The organism is Hydrogenophaga sp. (assembly GCF_019264445.1).
Taxonomy (GTDB): Bacteria; Pseudomonadota; Gammaproteobacteria; order Burkholderiales; family Burkholderiaceae_C; genus Hydrogenophaga.
In genome coordinates this window covers 64,972-87,975 of sequence record NZ_JAHVAB010000049.1, presented here as the reverse complement: position 1 = coordinate 87,975, position 23,004 = coordinate 64,972, and the positions used below count along the sequence as shown (strand labels likewise).

General features: G+C 60.6%; 23 protein-coding genes. 17 read left to right on the top strand and 6 right to left on the bottom strand.

Annotated elements, in window-relative coordinates; all coding sequences use genetic code 11:
* Positions 1–8 precede the first annotated feature (8 nt).
* From hpaD to hpaR, 5 genes are all read right to left on the bottom strand, one after another.
* Positions 9–932 carry a 3,4-dihydroxyphenylacetate 2,3-dioxygenase gene (gene hpaD / locus KXJ60_RS09455; protein WP_291126603.1) on the bottom strand — a complete coding sequence of 308 codons (924 nt, stop codon included), beginning with the start codon at positions 930–932 and terminating at the stop codon, positions 9–11.
* A 306-nt stretch (positions 933–1,238) separates the two neighbouring features.
* Positions 1,239–2,711, bottom strand: a complete 1,473-nt coding sequence (gene hpaE, locus KXJ60_RS09450; protein WP_291126601.1) for a 5-carboxymethyl-2-hydroxymuconate semialdehyde dehydrogenase — start codon at positions 2,709–2,711, stop codon at positions 1,239–1,241.
* 4 nt (positions 2,712–2,715) lie between these two features.
* A complete protein-coding gene (locus KXJ60_RS09445) occupies positions 2,716–3,501 on the bottom strand; it encodes a fumarylacetoacetate hydrolase family protein (protein WP_291126599.1) in 786 nt (261 codons plus the stop codon).
* Positions 3,498–4,148: a fumarylacetoacetate hydrolase family protein gene (locus tag KXJ60_RS09440; RefSeq protein WP_291126597.1), complete on the bottom strand. Its 651-nt coding sequence runs from the start codon at positions 4,146–4,148 to the stop codon at positions 3,498–3,500. Before KXJ60_RS09440 ends, KXJ60_RS09445 begins: the two co-directional genes overlap by 4 nt.
* Positions 4,145–4,633 (bottom strand): homoprotocatechuate degradation operon regulator HpaR, encoded by a 489-nt coding sequence (gene hpaR / locus KXJ60_RS09435; protein ID WP_291126595.1) that lies wholly within the window; start codon positions 4,631–4,633, stop codon positions 4,145–4,147. Before hpaR ends, KXJ60_RS09440 begins: the two co-directional genes overlap by 4 nt.
* 78 nt (positions 4,634–4,711) lie before the next feature.
* Here hpaR and KXJ60_RS09430 point away from each other — a divergent pair, with 78 nt between their 5' ends.
* Positions 4,712–5,773, top strand: coding sequence for a nitronate monooxygenase (locus KXJ60_RS09430; RefSeq protein WP_291126593.1), 1,062 nt, complete (start codon positions 4,712–4,714; stop codon positions 5,771–5,773).
* On the opposite strand, the gene KXJ60_RS09425 is transcribed toward KXJ60_RS09430, so the two are convergent.
* A complete protein-coding gene (locus KXJ60_RS09425) occupies positions 5,748–6,827 on the bottom strand; it encodes a hypothetical protein (protein WP_291126591.1) in 1,080 nt (359 codons plus the stop codon). The two genes, KXJ60_RS09430 and KXJ60_RS09425, sit on opposite strands and share 26 nt — an antisense overlap.
* Positions 6,828–6,855: 28 nt before the next feature.
* On the opposite strand from KXJ60_RS09425, the gene radA reads away from it, so the two are divergent.
* The 16 genes from radA (at position 6,856) to KXJ60_RS09345 (ending at position 22,908) form a co-directional block, all read left to right on the top strand.
* On the top strand, positions 6,856–8,232 hold the full coding sequence (gene radA / locus KXJ60_RS09420; RefSeq protein WP_291126590.1) for a DNA repair protein RadA: 1,377 nt from the start codon (positions 6,856–6,858) through the stop codon (positions 8,230–8,232).
* 59 nt (positions 8,233–8,291) lie between these two features.
* A complete protein-coding gene (locus tag KXJ60_RS09415; protein WP_291126589.1) occupies positions 8,292–8,717 on the top strand; it encodes a glycerate kinase in 426 nt (141 codons plus the stop codon).
* Positions 8,718–8,775: 58 nt separating this feature from the next.
* On the top strand, positions 8,776–9,714 hold the full coding sequence (locus KXJ60_RS09410) for a branched-chain amino acid transaminase (RefSeq protein WP_291126587.1): 939 nt from the start codon (positions 8,776–8,778) through the stop codon (positions 9,712–9,714).
* A gap of 10 nt (positions 9,715–9,724) precedes the next feature.
* On the top strand, positions 9,725–9,931 hold the full coding sequence (locus KXJ60_RS09405) for a zinc-finger domain-containing protein (RefSeq protein ID WP_291126585.1): 207 nt from the start codon (positions 9,725–9,727) through the stop codon (positions 9,929–9,931).
* 102 nt (positions 9,932–10,033) lie between these two features.
* Positions 10,034–11,104 (top strand): dTDP-glucose 4,6-dehydratase, encoded by a 1,071-nt coding sequence (rfbB, locus tag KXJ60_RS09400; protein ID WP_291126584.1) that lies wholly within the window; start codon positions 10,034–10,036, stop codon positions 11,102–11,104.
* Entirely contained in the window at positions 11,101–12,000 is a 900-nt protein-coding gene (rfbD, locus tag KXJ60_RS09395; RefSeq protein ID WP_291126582.1) for a dTDP-4-dehydrorhamnose reductase, read from the top strand. The genes rfbB and rfbD overlap by 4 nt, the downstream gene beginning before the upstream one ends.
* Positions 12,001–12,014: 14 nt before the next feature.
* On the top strand, positions 12,015–12,902 hold the full coding sequence (rfbA, locus tag KXJ60_RS09390) for a glucose-1-phosphate thymidylyltransferase RfbA (RefSeq protein WP_291126580.1): 888 nt from the start codon (positions 12,015–12,017) through the stop codon (positions 12,900–12,902).
* Positions 12,899–13,444: a dTDP-4-dehydrorhamnose 3,5-epimerase gene (rfbC, locus tag KXJ60_RS09385; RefSeq protein WP_291126578.1), complete on the top strand. Its 546-nt coding sequence runs from the start codon at positions 12,899–12,901 to the stop codon at positions 13,442–13,444. The genes rfbA and rfbC overlap by 4 nt, the downstream gene beginning before the upstream one ends.
* Before the next feature lie 54 nt (positions 13,445–13,498).
* A complete protein-coding gene (gene gmd, locus KXJ60_RS09380) occupies positions 13,499–14,584 on the top strand; it encodes a GDP-mannose 4,6-dehydratase (RefSeq protein ID WP_291126576.1) in 1,086 nt (361 codons plus the stop codon).
* A 6-nt stretch (positions 14,585–14,590) separates the two neighbouring features.
* Positions 14,591–16,078: an oligosaccharide flippase family protein gene (locus KXJ60_RS09375; protein ID WP_291126574.1), complete on the top strand. Its 1,488-nt coding sequence runs from the start codon at positions 14,591–14,593 to the stop codon at positions 16,076–16,078.
* Between the two features lie 29 nt (positions 16,079–16,107).
* Positions 16,108–16,956, top strand: a complete 849-nt coding sequence (locus tag KXJ60_RS09370) for a hypothetical protein (protein ID WP_291126572.1) — start codon at positions 16,108–16,110, stop codon at positions 16,954–16,956.
* A 40-nt stretch (positions 16,957–16,996) separates the two neighbouring features.
* The gene (locus tag KXJ60_RS09365) at positions 16,997–18,169 is read left to right on the top strand and encodes a glycosyltransferase (protein ID WP_291126570.1); all 1,173 of its coding nucleotides are present in this window, start codon (positions 16,997–16,999) and stop codon (positions 18,167–18,169) included.
* On the top strand, positions 18,162–19,166 hold the full coding sequence (locus tag KXJ60_RS09360; RefSeq protein WP_291126568.1) for a GDP-mannose 4,6-dehydratase: 1,005 nt from the start codon (positions 18,162–18,164) through the stop codon (positions 19,164–19,166). Before KXJ60_RS09365 ends, KXJ60_RS09360 begins: the two co-directional genes overlap by 8 nt.
* Positions 19,150–20,391, top strand: a complete 1,242-nt coding sequence (locus KXJ60_RS09355; RefSeq protein WP_291126646.1) for a class I SAM-dependent methyltransferase — start codon at positions 19,150–19,152, stop codon at positions 20,389–20,391. Before KXJ60_RS09360 ends, KXJ60_RS09355 begins: the two co-directional genes overlap by 17 nt.
* 15 nt (positions 20,392–20,406) lie before the next feature.
* Positions 20,407–21,501, top strand: a complete 1,095-nt coding sequence (locus tag KXJ60_RS09350; protein WP_291126566.1) for a glycoside hydrolase family 99-like domain-containing protein — start codon at positions 20,407–20,409, stop codon at positions 21,499–21,501.
* Positions 21,502–21,537: 36 nt separating this feature from the next.
* Positions 21,538–22,908, top strand: coding sequence for a hypothetical protein (locus tag KXJ60_RS09345; RefSeq protein WP_291126564.1), 1,371 nt, complete (start codon positions 21,538–21,540; stop codon positions 22,906–22,908).
* The last annotated feature ends 96 nt before the right edge of the window (positions 22,909–23,004 follow it).

Here is a 23,004-nt window from a genome sequence, read left to right as displayed (position 1 = left end):
CGGTGAGGTCAGAGGCGGGAGACGGCCTGGTAGCCCTGGGCGGCGGAGGCCTGCGCGGCCGGGATGGCCCGGCCGGTTTGCGGCGTGACGGGGAACACGGCGTTGATCTGCCCGGTGCCGGAGGCGCCAAAGTACGGCGTGATGACTTCGGCCCGGCCGTCGTAGTCGCTCCAGCCGAGGGCGCCGAGCATCATGGCGGTGTCGTGCATGAAGCCTTCGCCGTGGCCCTTGGCGGCGTACTCGGGCAGCATCTCGCAAAACGCCTTCCACTCGCCCTGCTCCCACATCTGCACCACGCGGCGGTCCAGCGTTTCCAGGAAGGGCGACCAGATCTTGAAGCCGAAGTCGGGCGCGAGGCCGTTCTGCGCGAAGCGGTGGCTGAGCGAGCCGCTGGCGAAGAAGGCGACGGTGCCGTCGTAGTGGTCTTCCACGGCTTTGCGCATGGCCCAGCCCAGGCGCGCGCTGTCGTTGAGGTAGTGCGACTGGCACAGCGCCGAGACCGAGATGGCCTTGAAGTGCTGGTCGGCGTTCATGTAGCGCATGGGCACGAGGGTGCCGTATTCGGGGCCCAGGGTGGTGGCGTGGTGTGCGAGGGTTTCCACGCCGTGTTCGTTGCACACCTTCGCGAGCAACTGGCCGAGCGCGGGGTTGCCCGGGATCTCGAAGGGCATGTTGCTGATGAAGTGGGGCAGTTCGTTGCTGGTGTAGGTGCCCTGGAAGTGGGGGGCGCAGTTTAGGTGGTAGCTGGCGTTGACGAGCCAGTGGGTGTCGAAGACGACGATGGTGTCGACACCGAGTTCGCGGCAGCGGCGGCTGATTTCGTGGTGGCCGTCAATGGCGTCCTGCCGCGTGCCTTTTCGCGGTCCGTCGATTTCGCTGAGGTACATCGAGGGAACGTGTGTGATCTTGGCGACGAGTGCTAGCTTGCCCATGTCTTGTTGCCCTTCTGTTTGTTGTTTGCTCCGTGGCACAAGGCCTTGGGATGCCCACCTCCGCGAATGTCCCCCGGGGCCTGCGGCCCCTCCTCCTTTATTTCGCTGCGGTGGACACCCCAAGGCCTCATCCCACTGCGGGAAACACGGGCCAACGGATGCGCCCCAGCCACTCGGCAGATCGGGGCGGGTGGGCGCTCTGCGCAGCGAAATAAAGGGAGGAGGCGGCTCCAGCCGCCGGGGGACATTCGCGGAGCAGAGTGCCCACCCTCCCCGCTCCCGCCAGCCCGTGGGCACGAAGACATCTCAGACGCCCCAGTGCGGAATGTGATGCGAGCCCATCGACACCGCGATGTTCTTGGGTTCGAGAAACACCTCATAACTCCACGTACCGCCCTCACGCCCCGTGCCACTGGCCTTGGTGCCGCCAAACGGCTGGCGCAGGTCGCGCACGTTCTGCGAGTTCACGAAGCACATGCCCGCCTCCACCGCCGCCGCCACCCGGTGCGCGCGTCCGAGGTTTTCCGTCCACACATAGCTGGAGAGCCCGTACTGAATGTCGTTCGCCAGCTCGATCGCGTGCGCTTCGTCCTTGAACGGAATGAGGCACGCCACCGGGCCAAAAATCTCTTCCTGCGCAATCCGCATGCGGTTGTCCACGTCGGCAAACACGGTGGGCCACACGTAGTTGCCCTGCGCCACGCGCGACGCCAGTTCCGGTGCGTAAGAAGGCCGGTCCAGACCGCCGCAGAGCAGCGTGGCGCCCTCCTTCGGACCGAGCTCGATGTAGCTGCGCACCTTGGCCAGATGCGCCTGGCTGATCATGGGGCCGACGATGGTTTTTTCATCCAGCGGATCGCCCACGGTGATGCGCTTGGCGCGCTCGGTGAACCTGGCCACGAAGTCGGCGTAGATGTTCTGCTGCACCAGGATGCGGCTGCCCGCCGTGCAGCGTTCGCCGTTGTTGCTGAAGATCATGAACACGGCGGCGTCCAGCGCGCGATCCAGGTCGGCGTCGTCAAAGATCACGAACGGGCTCTTTCCGCCGAGCTCCATGCTGAACTTCTTCAGGCCCGCGCTTTGCACGATGCGGTTGCCCGTGGCGGTGGAGCCGGTGAAGGAAATGGCGCGCACGTCGGGGTGGGCGCACAGCGGCTCGCCGGCTTCCTTGCCGTAGCCGTGCACGATGTTGAGCACCCCGGCGGGAATGCCCGCTTCCAGCGCCAGCTCGCCCAGGCGCGCGGCGGTGAGCGGGCTGAGCTCGCTCATCTTGAGCACCGCGGTGTTGCCAAAGGCCAGGCAGGGCGCGACCTTCCAGGTGGCCGTCATGAAGGGCACGTTCCAGGGGCTGATGAGCGCGCACACGCCCACGGGGTGGAACAGCGTGTAGTTGAGGTGCGTGGGCGTGGGGTAGGTGTGGCCGTCCACACGCGTGCACATCTCGGCGAAGTAATGGAAGTTGTCGGCCGCGCGCGGAATCAACTGCTTGCCGGTCTGTGCGATCACCTGGCCGCTGTCGTTGGTCTCGGTCTGCGCGATCTCGGGCACGTGCGCGGCGATCAGTTCACCGAGCTTGCGCATGAGTCTGGCGCGCTCGGTGGCGGGCAGGCCAGCCCATTTCGGGAAAGCGTCTTTCGCGGCCTGCACGGCGGCGTTGACCTCGGCCGCGCCACCGGCAGCGACTTCGGCCAGCACGTCCTGCGTGGCGGGGTTCAGGGTTTCAAACGTGGTGCCACTGGCCACCGGTTTGCCGTTGATGAGGTGCTGGATCGTGCTCATGGAATCAGGCCTTGAGAGAGATGGTGTTGACGAGGTCGCCGATGCCTTCGATGGAGGTGACGATCACGTCGCCCGGCTGGCAGTCGACCACGCCGTCGGGCGTGCCGGTAAGAATGAGGTCGCCCGGCTGCAGCGTCATGAAGCTGCTGAAGTGCGCAATGAGCGTGGGCACATCGAAGATCATGTCGCGCGTGTGGCCCTTCTGCGTGACCTGCCCGTTGACGGTGGTTTGCAGCGCGAGGTTCATTGGCCCGCCATGGCCTTCGTGGATGTCGGCGGCGTCCACCAGCCAGGGGCCGATGGGCGTGCAGGTGTCGCGGTTCTTCACGCGCAGGTTGGGCCGGTACCAGTTTTCCAGCACATCGCGAATGGCGTAGTCGTTGGCCACGGTGTAGCCGGCCACGAAGTCCAGCGCATCGGCCTGCTTCACGCGCTTCGCCGTGCATCCGATCACCACCGCGAGTTCGCACTCGTAGTGCATGAAGTTCACCCCCTCCGGGCGCTGCGTGAAGCCGCGGTGGCCGGTGAGCGAGGCCTCGCCCTTGACGAAGGCCAGCGGTTCTTCGGGCGCCTTGAAGGCGAGCTCTTTGGCGTGGTCGGCGTAATTCAGGCCAAGGGCGAGCACCGTGCGCGGGCGCTGCGGGGGCAGCGGTGCGAGTGGCGGCAACCACACGACCTCGTCAAACGACACGCGCCGACCCTTGAAGCCCGGGCTGAGCAGTTCGAGCTGGCCGTCGGCTTCGATGGCGTCGTGGACCGCGCCGGCCCAGGCGATGCGGGCGCGCTTCATGCGGCCACCTCCTGTGTGAAGCTGTGCAAGGTGGGCGAAAAGCCCGGCGCGGTGATCTCCACCGTGTCGCCCGGGTGCACCAGGGGGCGCGTGCCATCGGCCAGGCAGTCGGTGCCGAGCATCAGCACGTCGCCTGAACGCAAGGTCATGAATTCGTTCACATCGGCCAGCAGCGTGGCGGCGTCGCGCACGAGGTCGGCCAGCGCTGTGGTCTGCTGGTGCACGCCGTTGATGTGCAGCCCGATCTGCAGGCGGGCGATGCCGTCCAGGCCACCCAGTGCGGCGAGTGGCACGCATTCGCCGCCCACGCCCAGAAAGCCGTCGACGCAGCGCGCCTTGATGGGTGGGCGGTAGTAGCTCTCGTGGGCAATGGCGAGGTCGTTGAACAGCACGGCGCCGGCCACACCGCCCTCCCCCATCACCAGGCCGAGCGAGGCGCTGGCCTGCACCGAGGCACCCGCCGGCAGCGCAATGGCCGCGCCCGCGGGCGTGAACGTGTTGGCGGTCTTGATGTAGAGCACCGGCGCCTTCGGCGCGCCTTTGTAGGGCGCGTCGTTCATGCGCGGCGCCCACAGCGCGTGCTCGCGCCGGAAATTGAGCAAGGCGCCGTAGACCGTGCCGGCCGGCATCCAGGGAACAGGGTTCATGCGGCGTCTTCTTCCAGGCCATCGGCCTCTTCGTTGAAAGGTTGCTCCAGGGCAATCACCTCGTCGAGCAGTGCGTACAGCTCGGCCAGCCGCGCCTTGCCCAGGCGCTGCTCCATCCAGGCGTAGTGCGCCTCGATGGTGCTCGAGAGGTCTTGAACCAGCTTCAGGCCCGCGGGCGTGGCGCGCACCACGGTGCGCCGCGCGTCTTGCGGGCAGCGGCTGCGGGCAATCAAGCCGTCGCGCTCCATGCGCGTGAGCACACCGGTGAGGCTGGGGCCCAGCAGAAAGGCCTCGCGCGCCACGCGCCCGGTTTCCACGCCACCGGGGAGTTGCGCGTGTTCACCGAGCACGCGCAACACACGCCACTGCTGGTCCGACAGGCCGTGCTGGCGCAGGCTGGGCCGGGTGTGCAGCATCACGGCCTCGCGCGCTTCGAGCAGCAGGCGGGGCAGGTTGCGGTGGATGAAGGGGGCGTCGCGGCTCATTTATTTAATATATTAAATGAATATTCTGGAAACAAATCAAGGGTTTACCCGAGACGGTGGCAGGGCGAGAATGCGCGCATGAACGCACTCACCACCCTGCTCGGCACCGAATTCCCCCTGATCCAGGCGCCCATGGCGGGCGTGCAGGGGGCGGCGCTGGCGGTGGCCGTGAGCAACGCCGGCGCGCTGGGCTCGCTGCCCTGCGCCACGCTGTCGCCCGATGCCATGGACCGCGAACTCACTGCGTTGGCCGCGGGCACACAGCGCCCCTACAACGTCAACTTTTTCTGCCACGCACAGCCCGAAGCCGATGAGGCGCGCGAAGCGGCATGGCGCGCCTGGCTCACCACCTACTACCACGAGGCCGGGCTGGACATCGACACCGTGCCCGCTGGTGCGGGGCGCGTGCCCTTCAACCGCGCGGCGCTGGACATCCTGGAGCGCTTTCGCCCCAAGGTGGTGAGCTTTCATTTCGGCCTGCCCGACCTCGACCTGCTGGACCGCGTGAAGGGCTGGGGCGCCGTGGTGCTGTCGTCGGCCACCACGGTGGAAGAAGCGCGCTGGCTGGAGGCGTTTGGCGTGGACGCCGTCATTGCGCAAGGCATCGAAGCGGGCGGGCACCGGGGCATGTTTCTCTCGGACGACCTCACCACCCAGACCGGCACGTTCGCGCTGCTGCCGCAGATCGTCGCGGCCGTGTCGGTGCCCGTGATCGCGGCCGGCGGCATTGCCGATGCGTCGGGCGTGGCAGCGGCCATGGCGCTGGGCGCCTCCGGGGTGCAGGTGGGCACGTCGTTCCTGTGCTGCACCGAGACCACCACCAGCGCGCTGCACCGTGCGGCCTTGCAGAGCGAGGCCGCGCACCACACCGCCTTGACGCACCTCTTCACGGGCCGCCCGGCGCGCGGCATCGTCAACCGCGTCATGCGCGAGCTCGGCCCCATGAACCCGGTGGCGCCCGCCTTCCCGCTGGCCACGGCCGCCATGGCGCCGCTGCGGGCGCACTGGGAGGCCAAGGGCAGCGGCGACTTTTCACCGCTGTGGTCGGGCCAGAACGCCAGCGGCTGCCGCGAGGTGGCGGCGGCGCAGCTCGTGACCGAGCTGGTTCAGGGCTTCAACGCGCGTCCCGCCACGCGTTGAGCCAGCGCTTGAGGCGCGCGGGGTCGTCCACCTGCGCGCGGTCGCGGGCCAGCTGCGCCAGCGCGTCTTCCAGTTCACGGGTCTGGTCGATCCTGTTTTGCAACAAGGTGTTCGCGTTCGGTGACACGCCTTCAGGCACATCGAACTCGGCGGCCAGCGCAGCCTGGCGCCCCGCGCGCTCGCGCTCCAGCTCGGCCACCTGCGCTTTGAGCAGCAGCGTGAGCGAGGCCAGGCGCGCATCGGGGAGCTGGCGCACGGCCTCGGGGTCGGCCAGTTCGGCGCGGGTCTGAATCTGCAACAGCGCCACCAGGTCGCGCCGCTCGTAGGCGGCATTGGCTTCGCTCATCAGCGCCGTCTTGTGCAGGCGCGCGTGGGGGTCGGTCTCGCGGTCCGGGTGCAGGGCGCTGGCGAGCTGGCGAAAGAGGCGCCGCAGCAGCGTGTCGGCGTCTTGCTGCTCGGCCTCGTGCGCCGAGGCGCCGGGCTTCTTGCGTGCGCGCCGTGCCTGCGCTGCCTCGCGCCTGGCGGCGCGCGAATCGTCCTGCGCGCGGCGCAGGCGCTCCATGCCGGCGCGCAGCAGTTGTTCGGCGCTCATGTCCTGCCCGTCGTCGTCCAGCGGTTCGCCCAGCACGGCTTCAAGCCGCTGGCGCAGCGCATCGGCGGCGTCCTGCTTGAGCTGCGCCAGCGTGCGCAGGCTGTGGCGGTCGTGCAGCTCGCGCATGCCGGCATCGCCCGCCTCGGCCAGCACGCGCGCGAGCTGGCACAGCACGGTGCGCGCGGTGTCGGCCTGCACGCGGCTGAGCAGCTTGCCTTGCAGGTGGGCATCGAGCGCCAGCGCGAGCCCGCGCTGTTCGCTGGCAAGCCGTCGGCGCAAGGGCTCCACCGCACTGTGCAGCGCCATGCGGTGCTGCTGGCCGAGCGCGTCCAGCTCGGCCAGCTGGCTGCGCAGCTTGTCGATGCGGGTGAGCTGCAGGTTGTAGGCGCGCGCGGCCGCCGAGCGCGGCTGCGCGCCGGGCGGCAGCACGCGCAGGGCGGCGGCAGGGTCGGATGCGGGCATGAGGGTGTCGACTATATTGCCCAGCACCATGGCCAAAGACAAAACGCAATACACCTGCAACGAATGTGGCGGCTCCAGCCCCAAGTGGCTGGGCAAGTGCCCGCACTGCAACGCCTGGAACACGCTGGTGGAGTCGGTGGCGGAGTCGGCGGCCCCGTCGAAAAACCGCTTTGCCTCGCTGGCCAAAACGGCCGAAGTGACCACCCTGGCCGACATCGAAGCCACCGACGTGCAGCGCACGCCCACGGGCCACGACGAACTCGACCGCGTGCTCGGCGGCGGCATTGTGGAAGGCGGCGTGGTGCTGATCGGCGGCGACCCGGGCATCGGCAAGTCGACCCTGCTGCTGCAGGCGCTGGATTCGTTGCAGCGCGCGGGCCTCAAGACGCTCTACGTGACGGGTGAAGAGAGCGGCGCGCAGGTGGCGCTGCGCTCGCGCCGCCTCGGGCTGGACGGCTCGCAGGTGAGTGTGCTGGCCGAGATCCAGCTGGAAAAGATCCTGGCCACGCTGGACCACACGAAACCCGCCATCGCGGTGATCGACTCCATCCAGACCGTGTATTCCGAACAGCTCACCAGCGCGCCGGGCTCGGTGGCGCAGGTGCGCGAATGCGCCGCCCACCTCACGCGCGCGGCCAAGGCCAGTGGCACGGCCATCGTGCTGGTGGGCCACGTGACCAAGGAGGGCGCACTGGCCGGCCCGCGCGTGCTCGAGCACATGGTGGACACGGTGCTGTATTTCGAGGGCGACACCCACAGCAGCTTTCGCCTGATCCGCGCCATCAAGAACCGCTTTGGCGCGGTCAACGAGATCGGCGTGTTCGCCATGACGGAAAAGGGCCTGAAAGGTGTGAGCAACCCGAGTGCGATTTTTCTGAGCCAGCACAGCGAGCCCGTGCCGGGCAGCTGCGTGATGGTGACGCTGGAAGGCACGCGGCCCATGCTGGTGGAGATTCAGGCGCTGGTGGACAGCGGCGGGCCTTCGCCGCGCCGCCTCTCGGTGGGCCTGGACCGCGACCGCCTGGCGATGCTGCTGGCGGTGCTGCACCGCCACGCCGGGGTGGCCTGCATGGACCAGGACGTGTTCGTCAACGCCGTGGGCGGGGTGCGCATCAGCGAGCCGGCGGCCGACCTGGCGGTGATGCTCTCGATCACCTCCAGCCTGCGTGGCAAGGCGCTGCCCAAGGGTTTTCTGGCGTTCGGCGAGGTGGGTCTGGCCGGCGAAGTGCGCCCGGCGCCGCGCGGCCAGGACCGCCTGAAGGAGGCCGCCAAGCTGGGCTTCAGCGTGGCGGTGGTGCCCAAGGCCAACCTGCCGCGCAAGAACGACAAGGCGTTTGAAGGCCTCACGGTGCACGGGGTGGACCGCATCGAGGAAGCCATGGAACTGGCGCGCAGCCTGGCCTGAGCGCCGGCATCCGTACTAGCCGCAGGGCCGGCACCCGGGCCTGCGCCGACAATCGCCCCATGCCATTTCAGAAACTGCTCTACCCCGCAGCCGGCCTGGGCCTGCTTTTTCTTGCCTACCGCTCCTTTGGCTGGCCGGGCGTGGCCGCCGTGGGCGGTGGCCTCACCATGTGGCTGCTGCTGCACTTCACGCGGGTCATGACCGTGCTCAAGCGCGCCGCCGACCGGCCCATTGGCTATGTCGACAGCGCGGTCATGCTCAATGCCAAGCTCAAGCCCGGCTCCACCCTCATGCACGTGATGGCCATGACGCGGTCGCTCGGCGAGCGCCTGTCTGCCGACAACGTGCAGCCCGAGGTCTACCGATGGCGCGACAACGGCGACTCCACCGTGACCGCCGACTTCCAGGACGGCAAGCTGGTGCGCTGGAAGCTGGACCGTCCGGCCGCCGCAGAGGCGTCAGAGACGGCCGGTCCGACGCCGTAAAATCGCGGGTTTGGCAGCCGGCCGGCCTGCCCTCCCGACGAACAACCAAAGGACCCCCATGAGCCCCATCGTTCCCTCGATGTCCGACCGCGACGGCAAGATCTGGATGGACGGCCAGATGGTGGACTGGCGCGACGCCAAGATCCACGTGCTGACCCACACGCTGCACTACGGCTGCGGCGCCTTCGAGGGGGTGCGGGCCTACAACGCGGTCGGCGGCACCGCCATCTTCCGCCTGGAAGAACACACCGAGCGCCTGTTCAACAGCGCCAAGATCCTGCGCATGAAGCTGCCGTTCACCATGGAAGAAGCCATGGAAGCCCAGAAGGCGGTGGTGCGCGAAAACAAGCTGGAGAGCTGCTACATCCGCCCGCTCACCTGGATCGGTGACAAGAAGCTGGGCGTCTCGCCCAAGGGCAACACCATCCACCTGATGGTCGCCGCCTGGGCCTGGGGCGCGTACCTGGGTGAAGAAGGTCTCAAGCGCGGCATCCGCGTGAAGACCAGCAGCTACACCCGCCACCACGTCAACATCACCATGACGCAGGCCAAGGCGGTGAGCAACTACACCAACTCCATCCTGGCCAACATGGAAGTGACAGACGAGGGCTACGACGAAGCCCTGTTGCTCGACTCCAGCGGCTTCGTCAGCGAAGGCGCGGGCGAAAACATCTTCGTCATCAAGAACGGCGTGATCTACACGCCCGACCTCTCGGCCGGCGCGCTGAACGGCATTACCCGCAACACGGTGTTCCACATCGCCAAGGACCTCGGCCTGGAGATCATCCAGAAGCGCATCACGCGCGACGAGGTCTACATTGCCGACGAAGCATTCTTCACGGGCACGGCCGCCGAAGTCACCCCGATCCGCGAGCTCGACCGCATCGAGCTCGGCAGCGGGAGCCGCGGCCCGATCACCGAGAAGATCCAGAGCGCGTTCTTCGACATCGTCAACGGCCGCAACCCCAAGTACGCCCACTGGCTGGCCAAGGTCTGAGGAGCACGCCATGAGCAAAGCTGCCGTTGAACTCAAGGCGTCCGACCTGAACGCCCACGGCGGGGTGTTCTGCCCCAGCCCGCTGGCCGACATGAAGCTCTGGAACAGCCACCCCAAGGTCTACCTGGACGTGGCGGCCACCGGCGAAGCCAAGTGCCCCTATTGCGGCACCGTGTACCGCCTGAAGGCAGGCGAGACCGTTTCACACGGTCACTGATCGAACAATACGGTCGGCCGGAAACCCCGGCAGACCGCAGATAATGCGATGGGCTGGGTGCCGAGGGCGGCACCCCGAAGACCCACACCTCAAGGGATACCCATGATTCTGGTCACTGGTGGCGCTGGCTTCATCGGCGCCAACTTCGTGCTTGACTGGCTGGCTCAACATGACGAGCCCGTCATCAACCTCGACAAGCTCACCTACGCCGGCAATCTGGAAACCCTCGCGAGCCTGCAAGGCGACGCGCGGCACATGTTTGTGCAAGGCGACATTGCCGACAGCGCGCTGGTGACCGGCCTGCTCACCGAGCACCGCCCCCGCACCATCGTCCACTTCGCGGCCGAGAGCCACGTCGACCGCTCCATTCACGGTGCCGAAGACTTCATCCAGACCAACATCGTCGGCACCTTCCGCCTGCTGGAGGCCGTGCGCGCGCATTGGTCCGCCCTGCCCGATGCCGAGAAACAGGCGTTCCGGCTGCTGCACGTGAGCACCGACGAGGTGTACGGCAGCCTCGCCCCTGACGCGCCCGCCTTCACCGAAACCCACGGCTTCGAACCCAACAGCCCTTACTCGGCCAGCAAGGCCGCCAGCGACCACCTGGTGCGCGCGTGGCACCACACCTACGGCCTGCCGGTGGTCACCACCAACTGCAGCAACAACTACGGCCCGTTCCACTTCCCCGAAAAGCTGATCCCGCTCATGATCGTCAACGCCCTCGCGGGCAAGCCCCTGCCGGTGTACGGCGACGGCATGCAGGTGCGCGACTGGCTCTATGTGAAAGACCACTGCAGCGCGATCCGCCGCGTGCTGGAAGCCGGCTCGCTGGGCGAAACCTACAACGTGGGCGGCTGGAACGAGAAGCCCAACATCGAGATCGTGCACACCATCTGCGCCCTGCTCGACGAGCTGCGCCCGCGCGCCGATGGCGCGTCGTACACGACGCAGATCACGCACGTGAAAGACCGCCCGGGCCACGACCGGCGCTACGCCATCGACGCCCGCAAGCTGGAAGCCGAGCTCGGCTGGAAACCCGCCGAGACCTTCGACACCGGCATCCGCAAGACCGTGCAGTGGTACCTGGACCACCCCGACTGGGTGGCACGCGTGCAGAGCGGTGCGTACCGGCAGTGGGTGCAAACACAATACGGCGCACCGGCCACCGCATGAAGATCCTCCTGCTCGGCAAGAACGGTCAGGTCGGCTGGGAGCTGCAGCGCAGCCTTGCGCCACTGGGCGAACTGGTCGCTCTGGACCGCCACAGCACCGAAGCCGACGGTGGCTGCGGCGACCTCTCGAACCCGCAAGGGCTGCGCGACACCGTGCAGCGCCTTCGCCCCACGGTAATCGTCAACGCCGCTGCGCACACCGCCGTGGACAAGGCCGAGAGCGAAAAGGCATTGGCACACACCATCAACGCCGAGGCGCCTGGGGTGTTGTCAGCGGCGGCGCGCGACGTGGGCGCCCTGCTGGTTCACTACTCCACCGACTATGTGTTTGACGGCAGCGGCGCCACCCCCTGGCGCGAAGATGTCGCCACAGGCCCGCTGAGCGTATACGGCCAGACCAAGCTCGCTGGCGAACAAGCCATCGCCGCCAGCGGCGCCCGCCACCTCATCTTTCGCACCAGCTGGGTGTATGCCGCGCGCGGCGGCAACTTCGCCAAGACCATCTTGCGCCTGGCGCAGGAGCGCGACCGCCTCACCGTCATCGACGATCAACACGGTGCACCCACCGGCGCCGACCTGATCGCCGACGTCACGGCGCACGCCATCCGGCAAGCGCTGCGCGACCCCGCCACCCAAGGCACTTACCACCTGAGCGCCGCAGGCGAAACCCACTGGAACGGCTATGCGCGCTTTGTCATCGACACCGCGCGCCAGCTGAAGCCCACGCTGGCGATCAAGGCGCAAGAAGTGGCGCCCGTGCCCACCAGCGCATTCCCCACCCCCGCACGCCGGCCGCTGAACTCGCGGCTGGACACCACCCGCCTGCGCGACACCTTTGGCCTCGCGCTGCCCGACTGGCGCGTGGGCGTGCGGCGCATGCTCACCGAAATCCTCTGACCCACAGGCACCGCATGACTCAACGCAAAGGCATCATCCTCGCGGGCGGCTCCGGCACCCGTCTGCACCCGGCCACGCTGGCCATCAGCAAGCAATTGCTGCCGGTGTACGACAAGCCGATGATTTACTACCCGCTCACCACGCTGATGCTCGCCGGCATCCGCGATGTGCTGATCATCAGCACGCCGCAGGACACGCCGCGCTTTCAGCAGTTGCTTGGCGACGGCAGCGCCTGGGGCATGAACCTGCAGTACGCGGTGCAGCCCAGCCCGGACGGCCTGGCACAGGCCTTCATCATCGGCGCTGACTTCCTCGGCAACAGCCCCAGCGCGCTGGTGCTGGGCGACAACATCTACTACGGCCACGACTTCACCACGCTGCTCGCCGGCGCCGACGCGCAAACGCATGGCGCCACCGTGTTTGCGTATCACGTGAACGACCCCGAGCGCTACGGCGTGGTTGCCTTCGACGCGCAAGGCAAGGCCCGCAGCATTGAAGAAAAACCGGCCAAGCCTCAGAGCAACTACGCGGTGACCGGTCTGTACTTCTACGACCAGCAGGTGGTCGACATTGCCAAGGCAGTCAAGCCCAGCGCGCGCGGCGAACTCGAAATCACCGCCGTCAACCAGGCCTACCTGGACCTGAACCAGCTCAATGTGCAGATCATGCAGCGCGGCTACGCCTGGCTCGACACGGGCACGCACGACAGCCTGCTGGAAGCGGGGCAGTTCATCGCCACGCTGGAGCATCGCCAGGGTCTGAAGATTGCCTGCCCGGAAGAAATCGCGTGGCGGCACGGCTGGATTGACGCGGCGCGCCTGCAGGCGCTGGCCGAACCCTTGAAGAAGAACGGCTACGGGCAGTACCTGCTGCGCCTGCTCAACGAATCGGTGCCACGATGAAAGTCACACCCACCACCATCCCTGATGTGCTGCTCATCGAGCCCAAGGTGTTCGGCGACACGCGCGGTTTCTTCTTTGAAAGCTTCAACCAGAAAGCCTTCAACGAGGCCACCGGTCTGGACGTGAACTTCGTCCAGGACAACCACAGCCGAAGCGCCAAAGGCGTGCTGCGCGGCCTGCACTACCAAGTGCAGCAACCCCAGGGCAAGCTCGTGCGCGTGGTGCGCGGTGCGGTTTTTGATGTGGCGGTGGACATTCGCAAGGGCTCACCGACCTTTGGGAAATGGGTGGGCGTGGAGCTTTCGGAGGACAACCACCGACAGCTTTGGGTGCCAGCGGGACTGGCACATGGTTTCCTGGTGCTGAGCGAGTCGGCGGACTTTTTGTACAAGACGACGGACTACTACGCGCCGGCGCATGAACGGTGCATCCGCTGGAACGACCCAACCCTTGCGATTGAGTGGCCAAGTGCCCAGCCACCTCTCGTTTCAGCGAAGGACGAAGCAGGCGCGAGTTTCCTAACACTTACGCAAGACGAATGACCGATCCAGCAATGTATGGATTGGCGCGCATCACCCACTCATGAAGACAGAAAAATGAACAAAGTTGCTTTGATCACGGGAGTGACCGGACAAGATGGCGCTTACTTGGCGGAATTCCTGCTGAACAAGGGATATGTGGTGCATGGCATCAAGCGCCGCGCGTCATCGTTCAACACAGCACGCGTCGATCACCTCTATCGCGACCCCCACGAGGATGGCGTCCGGTTCTTTCTCCATCACGGAGATTTGACGGACTCCAGCAGCCTGATCCGCATCATCCAGCAGGTGAAGCCGGACGAGATCTACAACCTAGCAGCTCAAAGCCACGTTGCCGTCTCATTCGAAGAGCCCGAGTACACAGCCAATTCAGACGCACTGGGCGCGCTGCGCATCCTTGAGGCGATGCGGATACTGGGGCTGCAGAACACGACACGTTTCTATCAAGCCTCGACGTCTGAGCTGTACGGCTTGGTGCAGGAGACACCCCAAAAGGAAACCACACCTTTCTATCCCAGATCTCCTTATGCCGTCGCCAAGCTTTACGCGTACTGGATCACGGTGAACTACAGGGAGGCGTATGGCATGTTTGCTTGCAATGGCATTCTGTTCAATCACGAATCTCCGGTACGAGGGGAAAACTTCGTTACCCGAAAGATCACGCGCGCACTGGCCAGAATCAAACTTGGACTGCAAAAGCAGGTGTACCTCGGCAATCTGGATGCCAAACGAGATTGGGGACACGCTCGTGACTACGTGGAAGCTCAATGGCTGATGCTGCAACAGGAACAGCCGGAAGACTTCGTGATCGCCACGGGTGTGCAGTACAGCGTTCGCGACTTCGTCAACGCGGCAGCCAGCGAGCTGGGCATGCAGGTACGCTGGGAAGGCCAAGGCATCGAAGAGAAAGGATACGACGCTGCAGGCAACTGCATCGTGTCCGTCGATCCGCGCTACTTCCGCCCGACAGAAGTGGAAACCCTGCTGGGCGATGCGTCCAAGGCCAAGTCCAAATTGGGCTGGGAACCGGCGACCACATTCAAAGAGTTGGTCGTTGAAATGGTGCGCGAGGATCTTAGATCAGCGGAACGCGATCAATTGATCAAGCGTCACGGATATTCTGCAACTCAGAATCACGAATAGAATCCATTGAAACTGAGTCGAAATCTATCGATAGGACTATTTAACTCCGCATGGTCAGCCTGCGTTGGCCTTGCGAGCGTTCCCTTTTATATAAAGCATCTGGGAATAGAAGCCTATGGATTGATAGGCTTCTATTTGGCCACCCAATCTATTCTTCAGCTATTGGACCTCGGCATAACACCCGCCATTAGCAGGGAGATTTCTCGACAGTCCGCCGTGGGCAATATTAAGGAATCGGGAAAGATTCTCCATACACTAGCGCACTTTTACTGGGGCATTGCCATAACTATTGGCGTACTGCTCGCCACCTTTGCCCCAGCTATTGCGGAACATTGGCTTCAGGGAAACAAGCTACCAAAAGAATCGATCATTAGAGCAATACAACTGCTTGGTTTGGTTATAGCGTGCCGTTGGCCAATAGGCCTTTATACCGGCGCACTGCTCGGCGCCGAACGAGTGGACGTATCGAGCAGCATTAACATTGTCATGGTAGTGTTAGCCAACGGGGGAGCGATACTAGTACTTGCTTTAGTATCTCCCACGATTGAGGCCTTCTTTACTTGGCAAGCCTGCGTAGGCTTTGCATATGCCATCTCGATTCGCAGCGCTGCATGGTCAATCATCGGCAGGCTCAAAGTACCGGCCTTCAACATCAGTGATCTTAAAGGGATCGCAAATTTCGCCGCAGGAATGAGTGCGATTGGCGTAACAGCTCTCGTGCTTACACAGATTGACAAAGTGATACTTAGCAAATCTCTCGGACTAGATGAATTTGGCAAGTATATGCTCGCATCGGTAGTGGTTAGCTCTTTATATATAGTGGTTACACCCGTTTTCAATATTGTCTATCCGCGCTTCGCAGCATTAGTCGTCACTTCAAACACGGCCCGAATTGAGAATCTTTATCGATTTGGGACGAGGATGCTGGCCAGCATTCTTTTCCCTATCGCTTCAATGCTCATTATTTTCAGCGGCGATCTATTGAATCTCTGGATCGGAGACGCCAGTCTCGCGAAATCCGTTGCACCAATAATTGGACTCCTTGCGATTGGTTCCGTGCTACATGGTGTCATGCATTTCCCATATGCCTTGCAACTGGCGTATGGCAACACGCGGTTGCCACTAGCGATTAACCTTGCGCTTATCACACTTCTCGCCCCATTGATTTACTATCTCGTTTCGCATTTCGGAGCAGTTGGTGGGGCAGGAGCATGGGCAATTTTACATTCTACTTATTTGCTCCTAGGCACATGGGTGACACACAGGTATCTTTTAAGGGGCATCGCTTTGAAATGGTTGCTCTTTGATGTCGGCACACCAATGATAATTTCGGCTGCGATCGCAGCTACTGCTGATCAAATCCTAAGGGCTACGCACACAACTGGCATCTGGAGGTTAGCTGCATGCGTCGTAGTATTGATTCTTTCAGTCCTTGTATCACTCGCCACATCACGCCAATTCAGACACATGGCCTGCCATAGAATCTTCAAATGACAAAATGTCACCCCCCTATCTGAACAACTATGATCACCCAACTGAAAAACTACCTACTTGATGTTCGCGATCGTCAACGAATCATCATCGCGCTAACAAAGGGCGGAGCAACGATGAACGCGAGACGGGTGGACCTAATGAGCCCTGCGACATGGGAATTTTCGGGTTTCAGTCAAAATGGCGAAGACGGCATAATCGACGTCCTGCGAAAACAACTCCTCACTCAGAATAGGTATTTCGTAGAGATAGGCTGCTCAGATGGCATCGAAAACAACTCTTCGTGGTTGGTCGTAGCAGAGAAACTGAGCGGGATTATGATCGAAGGTGATCCAACGCTTGCCGAGCGAGCAAAGCGAATGATTGCAGGGCATAGTGTAGGTGGCGAATGTCGCAATATGTTCGTAACCAGGGAAAATGTTCACGAGCTCAAGAGGCTAATGTTCCACAACGATCCAGATGTATTTTCACTCGATATCGACGGCAATGACTACTATATTGCAAAAGCAATATTGGACAATGGCATTCGACCTAAGATTTTCGTTGTTGAGTTCAACTCTGTTTTCGGCCCGGAGAGATCGACAACCGTAGCGTATCGTGATGACTTCGTATTTAGCTCCGCCCATCCGACTCAGCTGTATTACGGCGTATCAATTAAAGGCTGGCGGAACTTTTTCGAAGCTCAGGGATATCAATTCGTAACCATTGATCAGAACGGCGTCAACGCATTTTTTGTCGATCCAGCACATTTCGATCGAGGCTTTCTAAAGAATATAATGCCGCTTAGCTTCGCTGAAAACTTGTATCAGTATCGAAAATTCAGAATATCAAGCGCCGATCAATTTAAACTGATAGAGAACGAGCAGTTCGTTGATATCTGACTGCGACAGAATACGTTCTAAGATGGAGATTTTAATCGTTATGACCACATCCCCGTTTGGATCGCAAACGGGTAGTGGCATTGTTGCTCTTAATACCATCAAGCATTTATTGCAACAGCACAAAATTACATTGATCCACCCGGGAGCTTCAGCCAGTGAAGGGCATGCTTTTGGAATTAATGTTATAGCTGTTGAACCAAGCTACGCAAGTCGAGCCTCAAAGCAGTTTCTGCGCATCTTAAATAGCGCAAGATTAATTCCGCCATCCTTTACAACGCATCAATCCGATGCAATGAACGCGCAGGTGAAGAAATTCCTTAAAGCCAATGCAGTAGATAGGATTTTGCTTTTCGAGCTTACCGCAATACAATACATACCCACTTCTGCTCTGAAAATCACATTTGCCAATATCGAAGATCCACAAGCACTTAAGCTTGAAGCAATTGCACGATTAGAGATTTGGAGCACGTGGCAAAAACTAAAGATTCGAGCACTTGCCGTCTTGACAGCTAGGTATGAGAAAAAAATGTTAGGGCAATTAGCAGAAGTCTATTTGCTTTCTTCTGCTGACGTTACAAAGATGATGGCCAGGACCGGCTTAAAGAATCTTTCACACATTCCATACGGAGTCGATTCTTTCCAAGCAATTCATCCCACCAGCTTTACTGAAAGAGATCAATGCATAATCTTCTCGGGCAGCATGTTTCACCCGAGCAATATAGACGCAGTCCTTTACTTCATTGCCAAGATATTTCCTCTTGTCACAGCACGACATCCTACTATTCGTTTGCTCATAGTTGGAGCGCACCCTGATCCACGAATCATCGCAGCCGCTGCTGATCATGGGTCAAAGATTGAAGTCACGGGGAAAGTACCTGTTATTTCATCCTACATTAAACGCGCACTGGTTAGTATCTGCCCGATTCGTGTCGAAATCGGCGTGCAAACGAAAGTGCTCGAGGCCATGTCTTTAGGGACACCTGTGGTCACCACAAGTGCTGGAAATAGCGGAATTAATGCGGTATCAGGAAAGCATCTCTATGTCGCCAACAATCCGATAGATTTTGCAAACCGGGTGAGCGATTTGTTAGATGGCATCAACTGGGACAGCGTGTCTGCCAACGGGCGCCTATTTGCACACAAATGCTTTGATTGGTCGAGCAGTGCCAAATTGACCGAACACCGCCTGACATCATTTAAATTCAATGAATAGCGCGCTTGTTACTGGCATTTCGGGGCAGGACGGCTTCTACCTTTTGAAGCTCCTAGCAGAAAAGAACTATCGAGTGATTGGCATCACTCGCAGCCTAGACGAAGCCCGTTCCAAAGCCATTCATTTGCGCGATCAATCGGTCAGCCTCGTTGAGGCAGACTTCAGTAATTCACAAAGCATATCGGATGTAATCGACAAATATCGACCAAGAGAAATATATAATCTCGCAGCGATGTCATCGGGCTCTGGCATGTATGAGGACCCAGTCTCTATTGGCGAAACCAACGGGATGCTCGTTTTGAGAATTCTGGAATCGATAAGAAAGATCGACAGCAGAATCCGTTTATGCCAAGCTTCTAGTAGAGAGATTTTCGGCGACGCACCGCCAAGTCCACAAGATGAATCGACGCCTATAAATCCAAGGAGTCCGTACGGCGCTGCGAAAGCATATGCAGACACAATGATTCGCATTTATAGGAGTAAGTACAATTTATATGCATGCTCCGCTATATTATTCAATCATGAGAGTCCGCAACGAGGCCTTGGATTCGTTACCCGAAAAATTTCACGCGCAGCAGCACAGATTCGGCTAGGCCTTGCATCCGAGTTGCAAATAGGCAACCTAGATGCTCAAAGAGACTGGGGTTTCGCTGGAGACTATGTCCGTGCTATGTGGCTCATGCTCCAACAACAGCACGCTGAAGACTACGTCATTTCAACTGGACGAGCCCATTCTGTTCGTCAGCTATGTGAACTGGCATTTAGTCATGTAGGACTCGATTACCGGAATTATGTTCGGGAAGATTTAAAGGCCTATCGTCCTGCAGAGCCTGCATTGCTAGTCGGCTCATCCGCCAAAGCCCGAGCCGTATTGGGCTGGGAGCCCAACGTGTCTTTCGAGGTATTGATTCGTATGATGGTAGACACAGACATGCAGGTTTTGAACGATTTGGATTTAGGAAAAAATGGAGGTGAAACTGATGTACAAAATAATTGAGAAATGCCGTATCTGCGGCAATACAGAACTAGAGCGCGTGCTCGATTTGGGTGAGCAAATGCTCACCGGTGTGTTCCCTCGCGAAAGAGAAGCGGAAGTCACTACAGGGCCACTTCGCTTGGTGAAGTGCACAGGTTCGAATGATGCCTGCGGCCTGCTGCAGTTGGAGCACTCCTACGACCTAGGCGAGATGTATGGCGAAAACTACGGCTACCGCTCCGGCCTGAACGCCAGCATGGTTGCGCACCTTCACAACAAGGTGAAGCGCATCCTGGGCATGGTGAACCTGCAGGCGGGCGATCTGGTCATCGATATCGGCAGCAACGACAGTACCACTCTGCAGGCGTACCCGGCCAACGGGCCGGTGCTGGTGGGTGTGGACCCGACTGGCGTGAAGTTCAAGACCTACTACCCACAGCACATCCAGCTGATTCCGGATTTTTTCTCCGCTGCCCTGGTGAAGGAACGCTTTCCTGGCAAGAAGGCCCGAGTGGTGACCTCCTTCTCCATGTTCTACGACCTGGAAGATCCTCTAGGCTTCATGCGCCAGGTCCATGACGTCCTGGCCGACGACGGCATCTGGGTGTTTGAGCAGAGCTACATGCCCACGATGCTCGCTACGAACTCTTATGACACCGTATGCCATGAACACCTGGAGTTCTATGCACTGCGCCAGATTCAATGGATGGCGGAGCATGCAGGCTTCCGCATCAAGGATGTCGAGTTCAACGACGTCAACGGTGGTAGTTTTTCAGTCACCGTCGAGAAGTCGCAAGCGAGTACAGATCTGGCCCCAGAGGTGCGAAAGGTGCTTGAAGAAGAGGAGAGGAATGGCCTTGACACCTTAGTGCCTTACCAAGCTTTTGCTCGCCGCGTAGAGGAGACCAGGCAACGGCTGCTCGATTTCATCAGCCAGAAGCGCGCGCAGGGAAAAACGATCGCAGTGCTGGGGGCTTCTACCAAGGGCAATGTGCTGCTTCAGTATTGCGGCATCACCACCGACCATGTGGCGAGTGTTGGCGAGGTGAACGCCGAGAAATTTGGTTGCTTTACGCCCGGCACCTGGATCCCCATCGTGCCGGAAGCGGAGCTGCTGCAAAGCAAACCCGATTACCTGATTGTCTTGCCTTGGCACTTTCGGAGGTTCTTTGTCGCAAACACGAAGCTATCGGGTGTACAGCTGGTATTCCCGCTGCCTGAGTTGGAAGTTGTGTCAGTGCCCTGAATCCCCTTGCAGCGAATGAACAATCTGAACGCCCGGAAGAAGGCGCGAGTCATCGCCTTCTACCTGCCACAGTTCCACCCCATTGAAGAAAACGACCAGTGGTGGGGCAAGGGCTTTACTGAATGGACCAACGTGGCTCGCGCGCGTCCTTTGTTCGATGGACATGAGCAGCCGCGTCTACCCGCCGATCTGGGCTTTTACGATCTTCGAGTGCCAGAAGTCCGGGAGATACAGGCCGAGATGGCGTCTACCCACGGGGTAGAAGGCTTTTGCTACTGGCACTACTGGTTTGCAGGACGTCGATTGCTCGAACGCCCGTTTGAGGAAGTGCTTGAATCTGGGCGCCCTGATTTTCCATTTTGCTTGGGCTGGGCCAATGAATCCTGGACAGGGGTGTGGAACAACGAACCCCGTCGCATGCTCATTGAGCAGACCTATCCAGGCGAGACCGACGACCGCGCTCATTTCGACTATTTGCTTAGAGCCTTTAGCGACGACAGATACATCACTGTAGATGGCCGTCCGCTGCTCTACATCTACAAACCACTGAAGCTGCCAGATGCAAAGCGCCGCCTCGACCGTTGGCGAGAGTGGGCGCACCAGGCGGGGTTGAAGGGCCTGTACGTTCTCGGCAATAACTTGCTCGATTTCGAGGATGCTTCGAGCCTGGGTTTGGATGGTGGCGTAATTAGCACACTGGGGCTGATCACGGCCAGCAATGCGTTGGTGAACAAGGCTAAATGGCTGTTCTGGGGTGCCAGTAAAAAGCTGGACTTGGGGGGGCCACGTACTGAGAGGTACGAAGAGGCCATAAGACATCTCATACCTGATCTGGACAAGTTCAGTTTTGACGCCTATCCGTGCGCCTACCCAAACTGGGACCACACGCCCCGCTCGGGTCGCAAAGGTCTGGTGTTGACCCATTCAACGCCAGACCTGTTTGAAAAGCATATGAACGAGGCCATCGCGTCTGTTTCATCCCGAGCTCCAGAGCAACGTCTGGTATTCCTGAAGTCGTGGAACGAGTGGGCAGAGGGGAACTACATGGAGCCAGATCAGCGCTGGGGCGACGCCTACCTCAAAGCGTTGCGCAAAGTCGTTTACGAGTGATTGCGACGTGTTCAGCCCAGAATCACTGGTAAAGCAATGATGGTGCATACGACAGAGTGGCTAATGATCGCCGGGACAAGCGCGCTCGCCGCGTTCTGTTGGCGCAAGGACGCCATATGGATTGCGTTCCTGCTGCTGGCGAGCTCGGTCATCTACTTCCTTCCCAGCGTCGTCATGATGTTTGACGGTTCGCCACTGGACGACATCACTGCGTTAAGGCAGTCAGGAAGCCCTCACATCATCAAGGCGTTGGCGGCTGCCACTGTTGTAGCCAGCCTACTGCTTTTGACTCGATGCACCTCGATCGCGGCGATACCGCGCCCCATTCCCACGGCACTCGCGTCAATGCTGCTCATCGGCATGTTCACGCTGGACACACCACCCGACTCGCAAAGAGTGATCAACACTTTGTCATTGGTCGGCATGCTGCTCCTGATCGCCGCTGGCGCGAATGCCTTGAACGGAGAAATCATGACGCGATCGCGTTCAGAAAACTCTGCACGATTCATGGCGAGCGCTTTATGCCTGCTGTTGCTGATCTCCGTAGGCCTAGCCGTCTACGAAATTTCAAGCGATGTGGCATGGGCATCGTTCTACACGGTTGATGAATTGATGGTTGTGCGAGCAAGCTCTTTGTTCTTCAATCCAAATCTGTTTGGGCTCTTTTGCACGATGCTTGCGGCCTTCTTTGGTTTTCGCTGGCACAAGGCAGCTGGAGATAAAGAGAACTGGGTGCTGCTACCAGGCATCTTCCTCGCAGGTGTAGGCATTTACCTTGCCTCCTCGCGCAGCCTCGGTTGCCTGCTTCTGTTTTTCCTCCTGGCTACAGGTTCGATGCTGCCGGCTGGAGCAAGGAGCAGGTTCACACCAGCACTGGTCTACATATTGGGCCTGCTGCTCGCCGCAGCGCTCTCAATTGCCTGGTGGAATCTCGGCGGCCAAGGTCCCGCCAAGCACTTCTGGGTACTGGCCATGCGACTGGTCGACGCTCCAATCCAGATTCTCGCGGTAGTTCTTCGCGAGCTTGGTTTTTCAATGACCGGTGAATTCGCCAACCTCATGCTCAAACCAGAAACAGTGATCGCAGTTGAAGGTCGCTTTGCAGGAGAGCAAAGAGATTCCGGGCTGCTCACTGCATACGACGACAGTGGATGGCTAGGAATCTGCGCCTTGGTGATTTTTTGGGTATATGCAATTTGGTTAGGCGTTCATGCTTACCTGCATCAACGTACGGTTGAGACCACATATGCGCTAGCCACGGCGGCATTCTGCTTTGCGGTTGGCGTACTCATGCGCTATCAGGTCTACCCCGTCTGGATCTGGGTTGCTCTCATGCTCTCACCGTGTTTCGCGCTTTGGAAAGCGCGCCTCAGATTCTCTGGTGTGTTGAGATGGGCGTATCCATGACCAGGCTCGAAAACGCCGCGAGGGATACAACTGGACCTCGCCTCATCGTTCATGCACCCAACGTCCATCAGGGGGGAGGTGCAACGCTGCTTCGAG

Bases quoted from the DNA above. Each gene is read 5' to 3' on its own strand.
- hpaD (WP_291126603.1), bottom strand. From the start codon at position 932: ATGGGCAAGCTAGCACTCGTCGCCAAGATCACACACGTTCCCTCGATG.
- hpaE (WP_291126601.1), bottom strand. From the start codon at position 2,711: ATGAGCACGATCCAGCACCTCATCAACGGCAAACCGGTGGCCAGTGGC.
- KXJ60_RS09445 (WP_291126599.1), bottom strand. From the start codon at position 3,501: ATGAAGCGCGCCCGCATCGCCTGGGCCGGCGCGGTCCACGACGCCATC.
- KXJ60_RS09440 (WP_291126597.1), bottom strand. From the start codon at position 4,148: ATGAACCCTGTTCCCTGGATGCCGGCCGGCACGGTCTACGGCGCCTTG.
- hpaR (WP_291126595.1), bottom strand. From the start codon at position 4,633: ATGAGCCGCGACGCCCCCTTCATCCACCGCAACCTGCCCCGCCTGCTG.
- KXJ60_RS09430 (WP_291126593.1), top strand. From the start codon at position 4,712: ATGAACGCACTCACCACCCTGCTCGGCACCGAATTCCCCCTGATCCAG.
- KXJ60_RS09425 (WP_291126591.1), bottom strand. From the start codon at position 6,827: ATGCCCGCATCCGACCCTGCCGCCGCCCTGCGCGTGCTGCCGCCCGGC.
- radA (WP_291126590.1), top strand. From the start codon at position 6,856: ATGGCCAAAGACAAAACGCAATACACCTGCAACGAATGTGGCGGCTCC.
- KXJ60_RS09415 (WP_291126589.1), top strand. From the start codon at position 8,292: ATGCCATTTCAGAAACTGCTCTACCCCGCAGCCGGCCTGGGCCTGCTT.
- KXJ60_RS09410 (WP_291126587.1), top strand. From the start codon at position 8,776: ATGAGCCCCATCGTTCCCTCGATGTCCGACCGCGACGGCAAGATCTGG.
- KXJ60_RS09405 (WP_291126585.1), top strand. From the start codon at position 9,725: ATGAGCAAAGCTGCCGTTGAACTCAAGGCGTCCGACCTGAACGCCCAC.
- rfbB (WP_291126584.1), top strand. From the start codon at position 10,034: ATGATTCTGGTCACTGGTGGCGCTGGCTTCATCGGCGCCAACTTCGTG.
- rfbD (WP_291126582.1), top strand. From the start codon at position 11,101: ATGAAGATCCTCCTGCTCGGCAAGAACGGTCAGGTCGGCTGGGAGCTG.
- rfbA (WP_291126580.1), top strand. From the start codon at position 12,015: ATGACTCAACGCAAAGGCATCATCCTCGCGGGCGGCTCCGGCACCCGT.
- rfbC (WP_291126578.1), top strand. From the start codon at position 12,899: ATGAAAGTCACACCCACCACCATCCCTGATGTGCTGCTCATCGAGCCC.
- gmd (WP_291126576.1), top strand. From the start codon at position 13,499: ATGAACAAAGTTGCTTTGATCACGGGAGTGACCGGACAAGATGGCGCT.
- KXJ60_RS09370 (WP_291126572.1), top strand. From the start codon at position 16,108: ATGATCACCCAACTGAAAAACTACCTACTTGATGTTCGCGATCGTCAA.
- KXJ60_RS09365 (WP_291126570.1), top strand. From the start codon at position 16,997: ATGACCACATCCCCGTTTGGATCGCAAACGGGTAGTGGCATTGTTGCT.
- KXJ60_RS09360 (WP_291126568.1), top strand. From the start codon at position 18,162: ATGAATAGCGCGCTTGTTACTGGCATTTCGGGGCAGGACGGCTTCTAC.
- KXJ60_RS09355 (WP_291126646.1), top strand. From the start codon at position 19,150: ATGTACAAAATAATTGAGAAATGCCGTATCTGCGGCAATACAGAACTA.
- KXJ60_RS09350 (WP_291126566.1), top strand. From the start codon at position 20,407: ATGAACAATCTGAACGCCCGGAAGAAGGCGCGAGTCATCGCCTTCTAC.
- KXJ60_RS09345 (WP_291126564.1), top strand. From the start codon at position 21,538: ATGATGGTGCATACGACAGAGTGGCTAATGATCGCCGGGACAAGCGCG.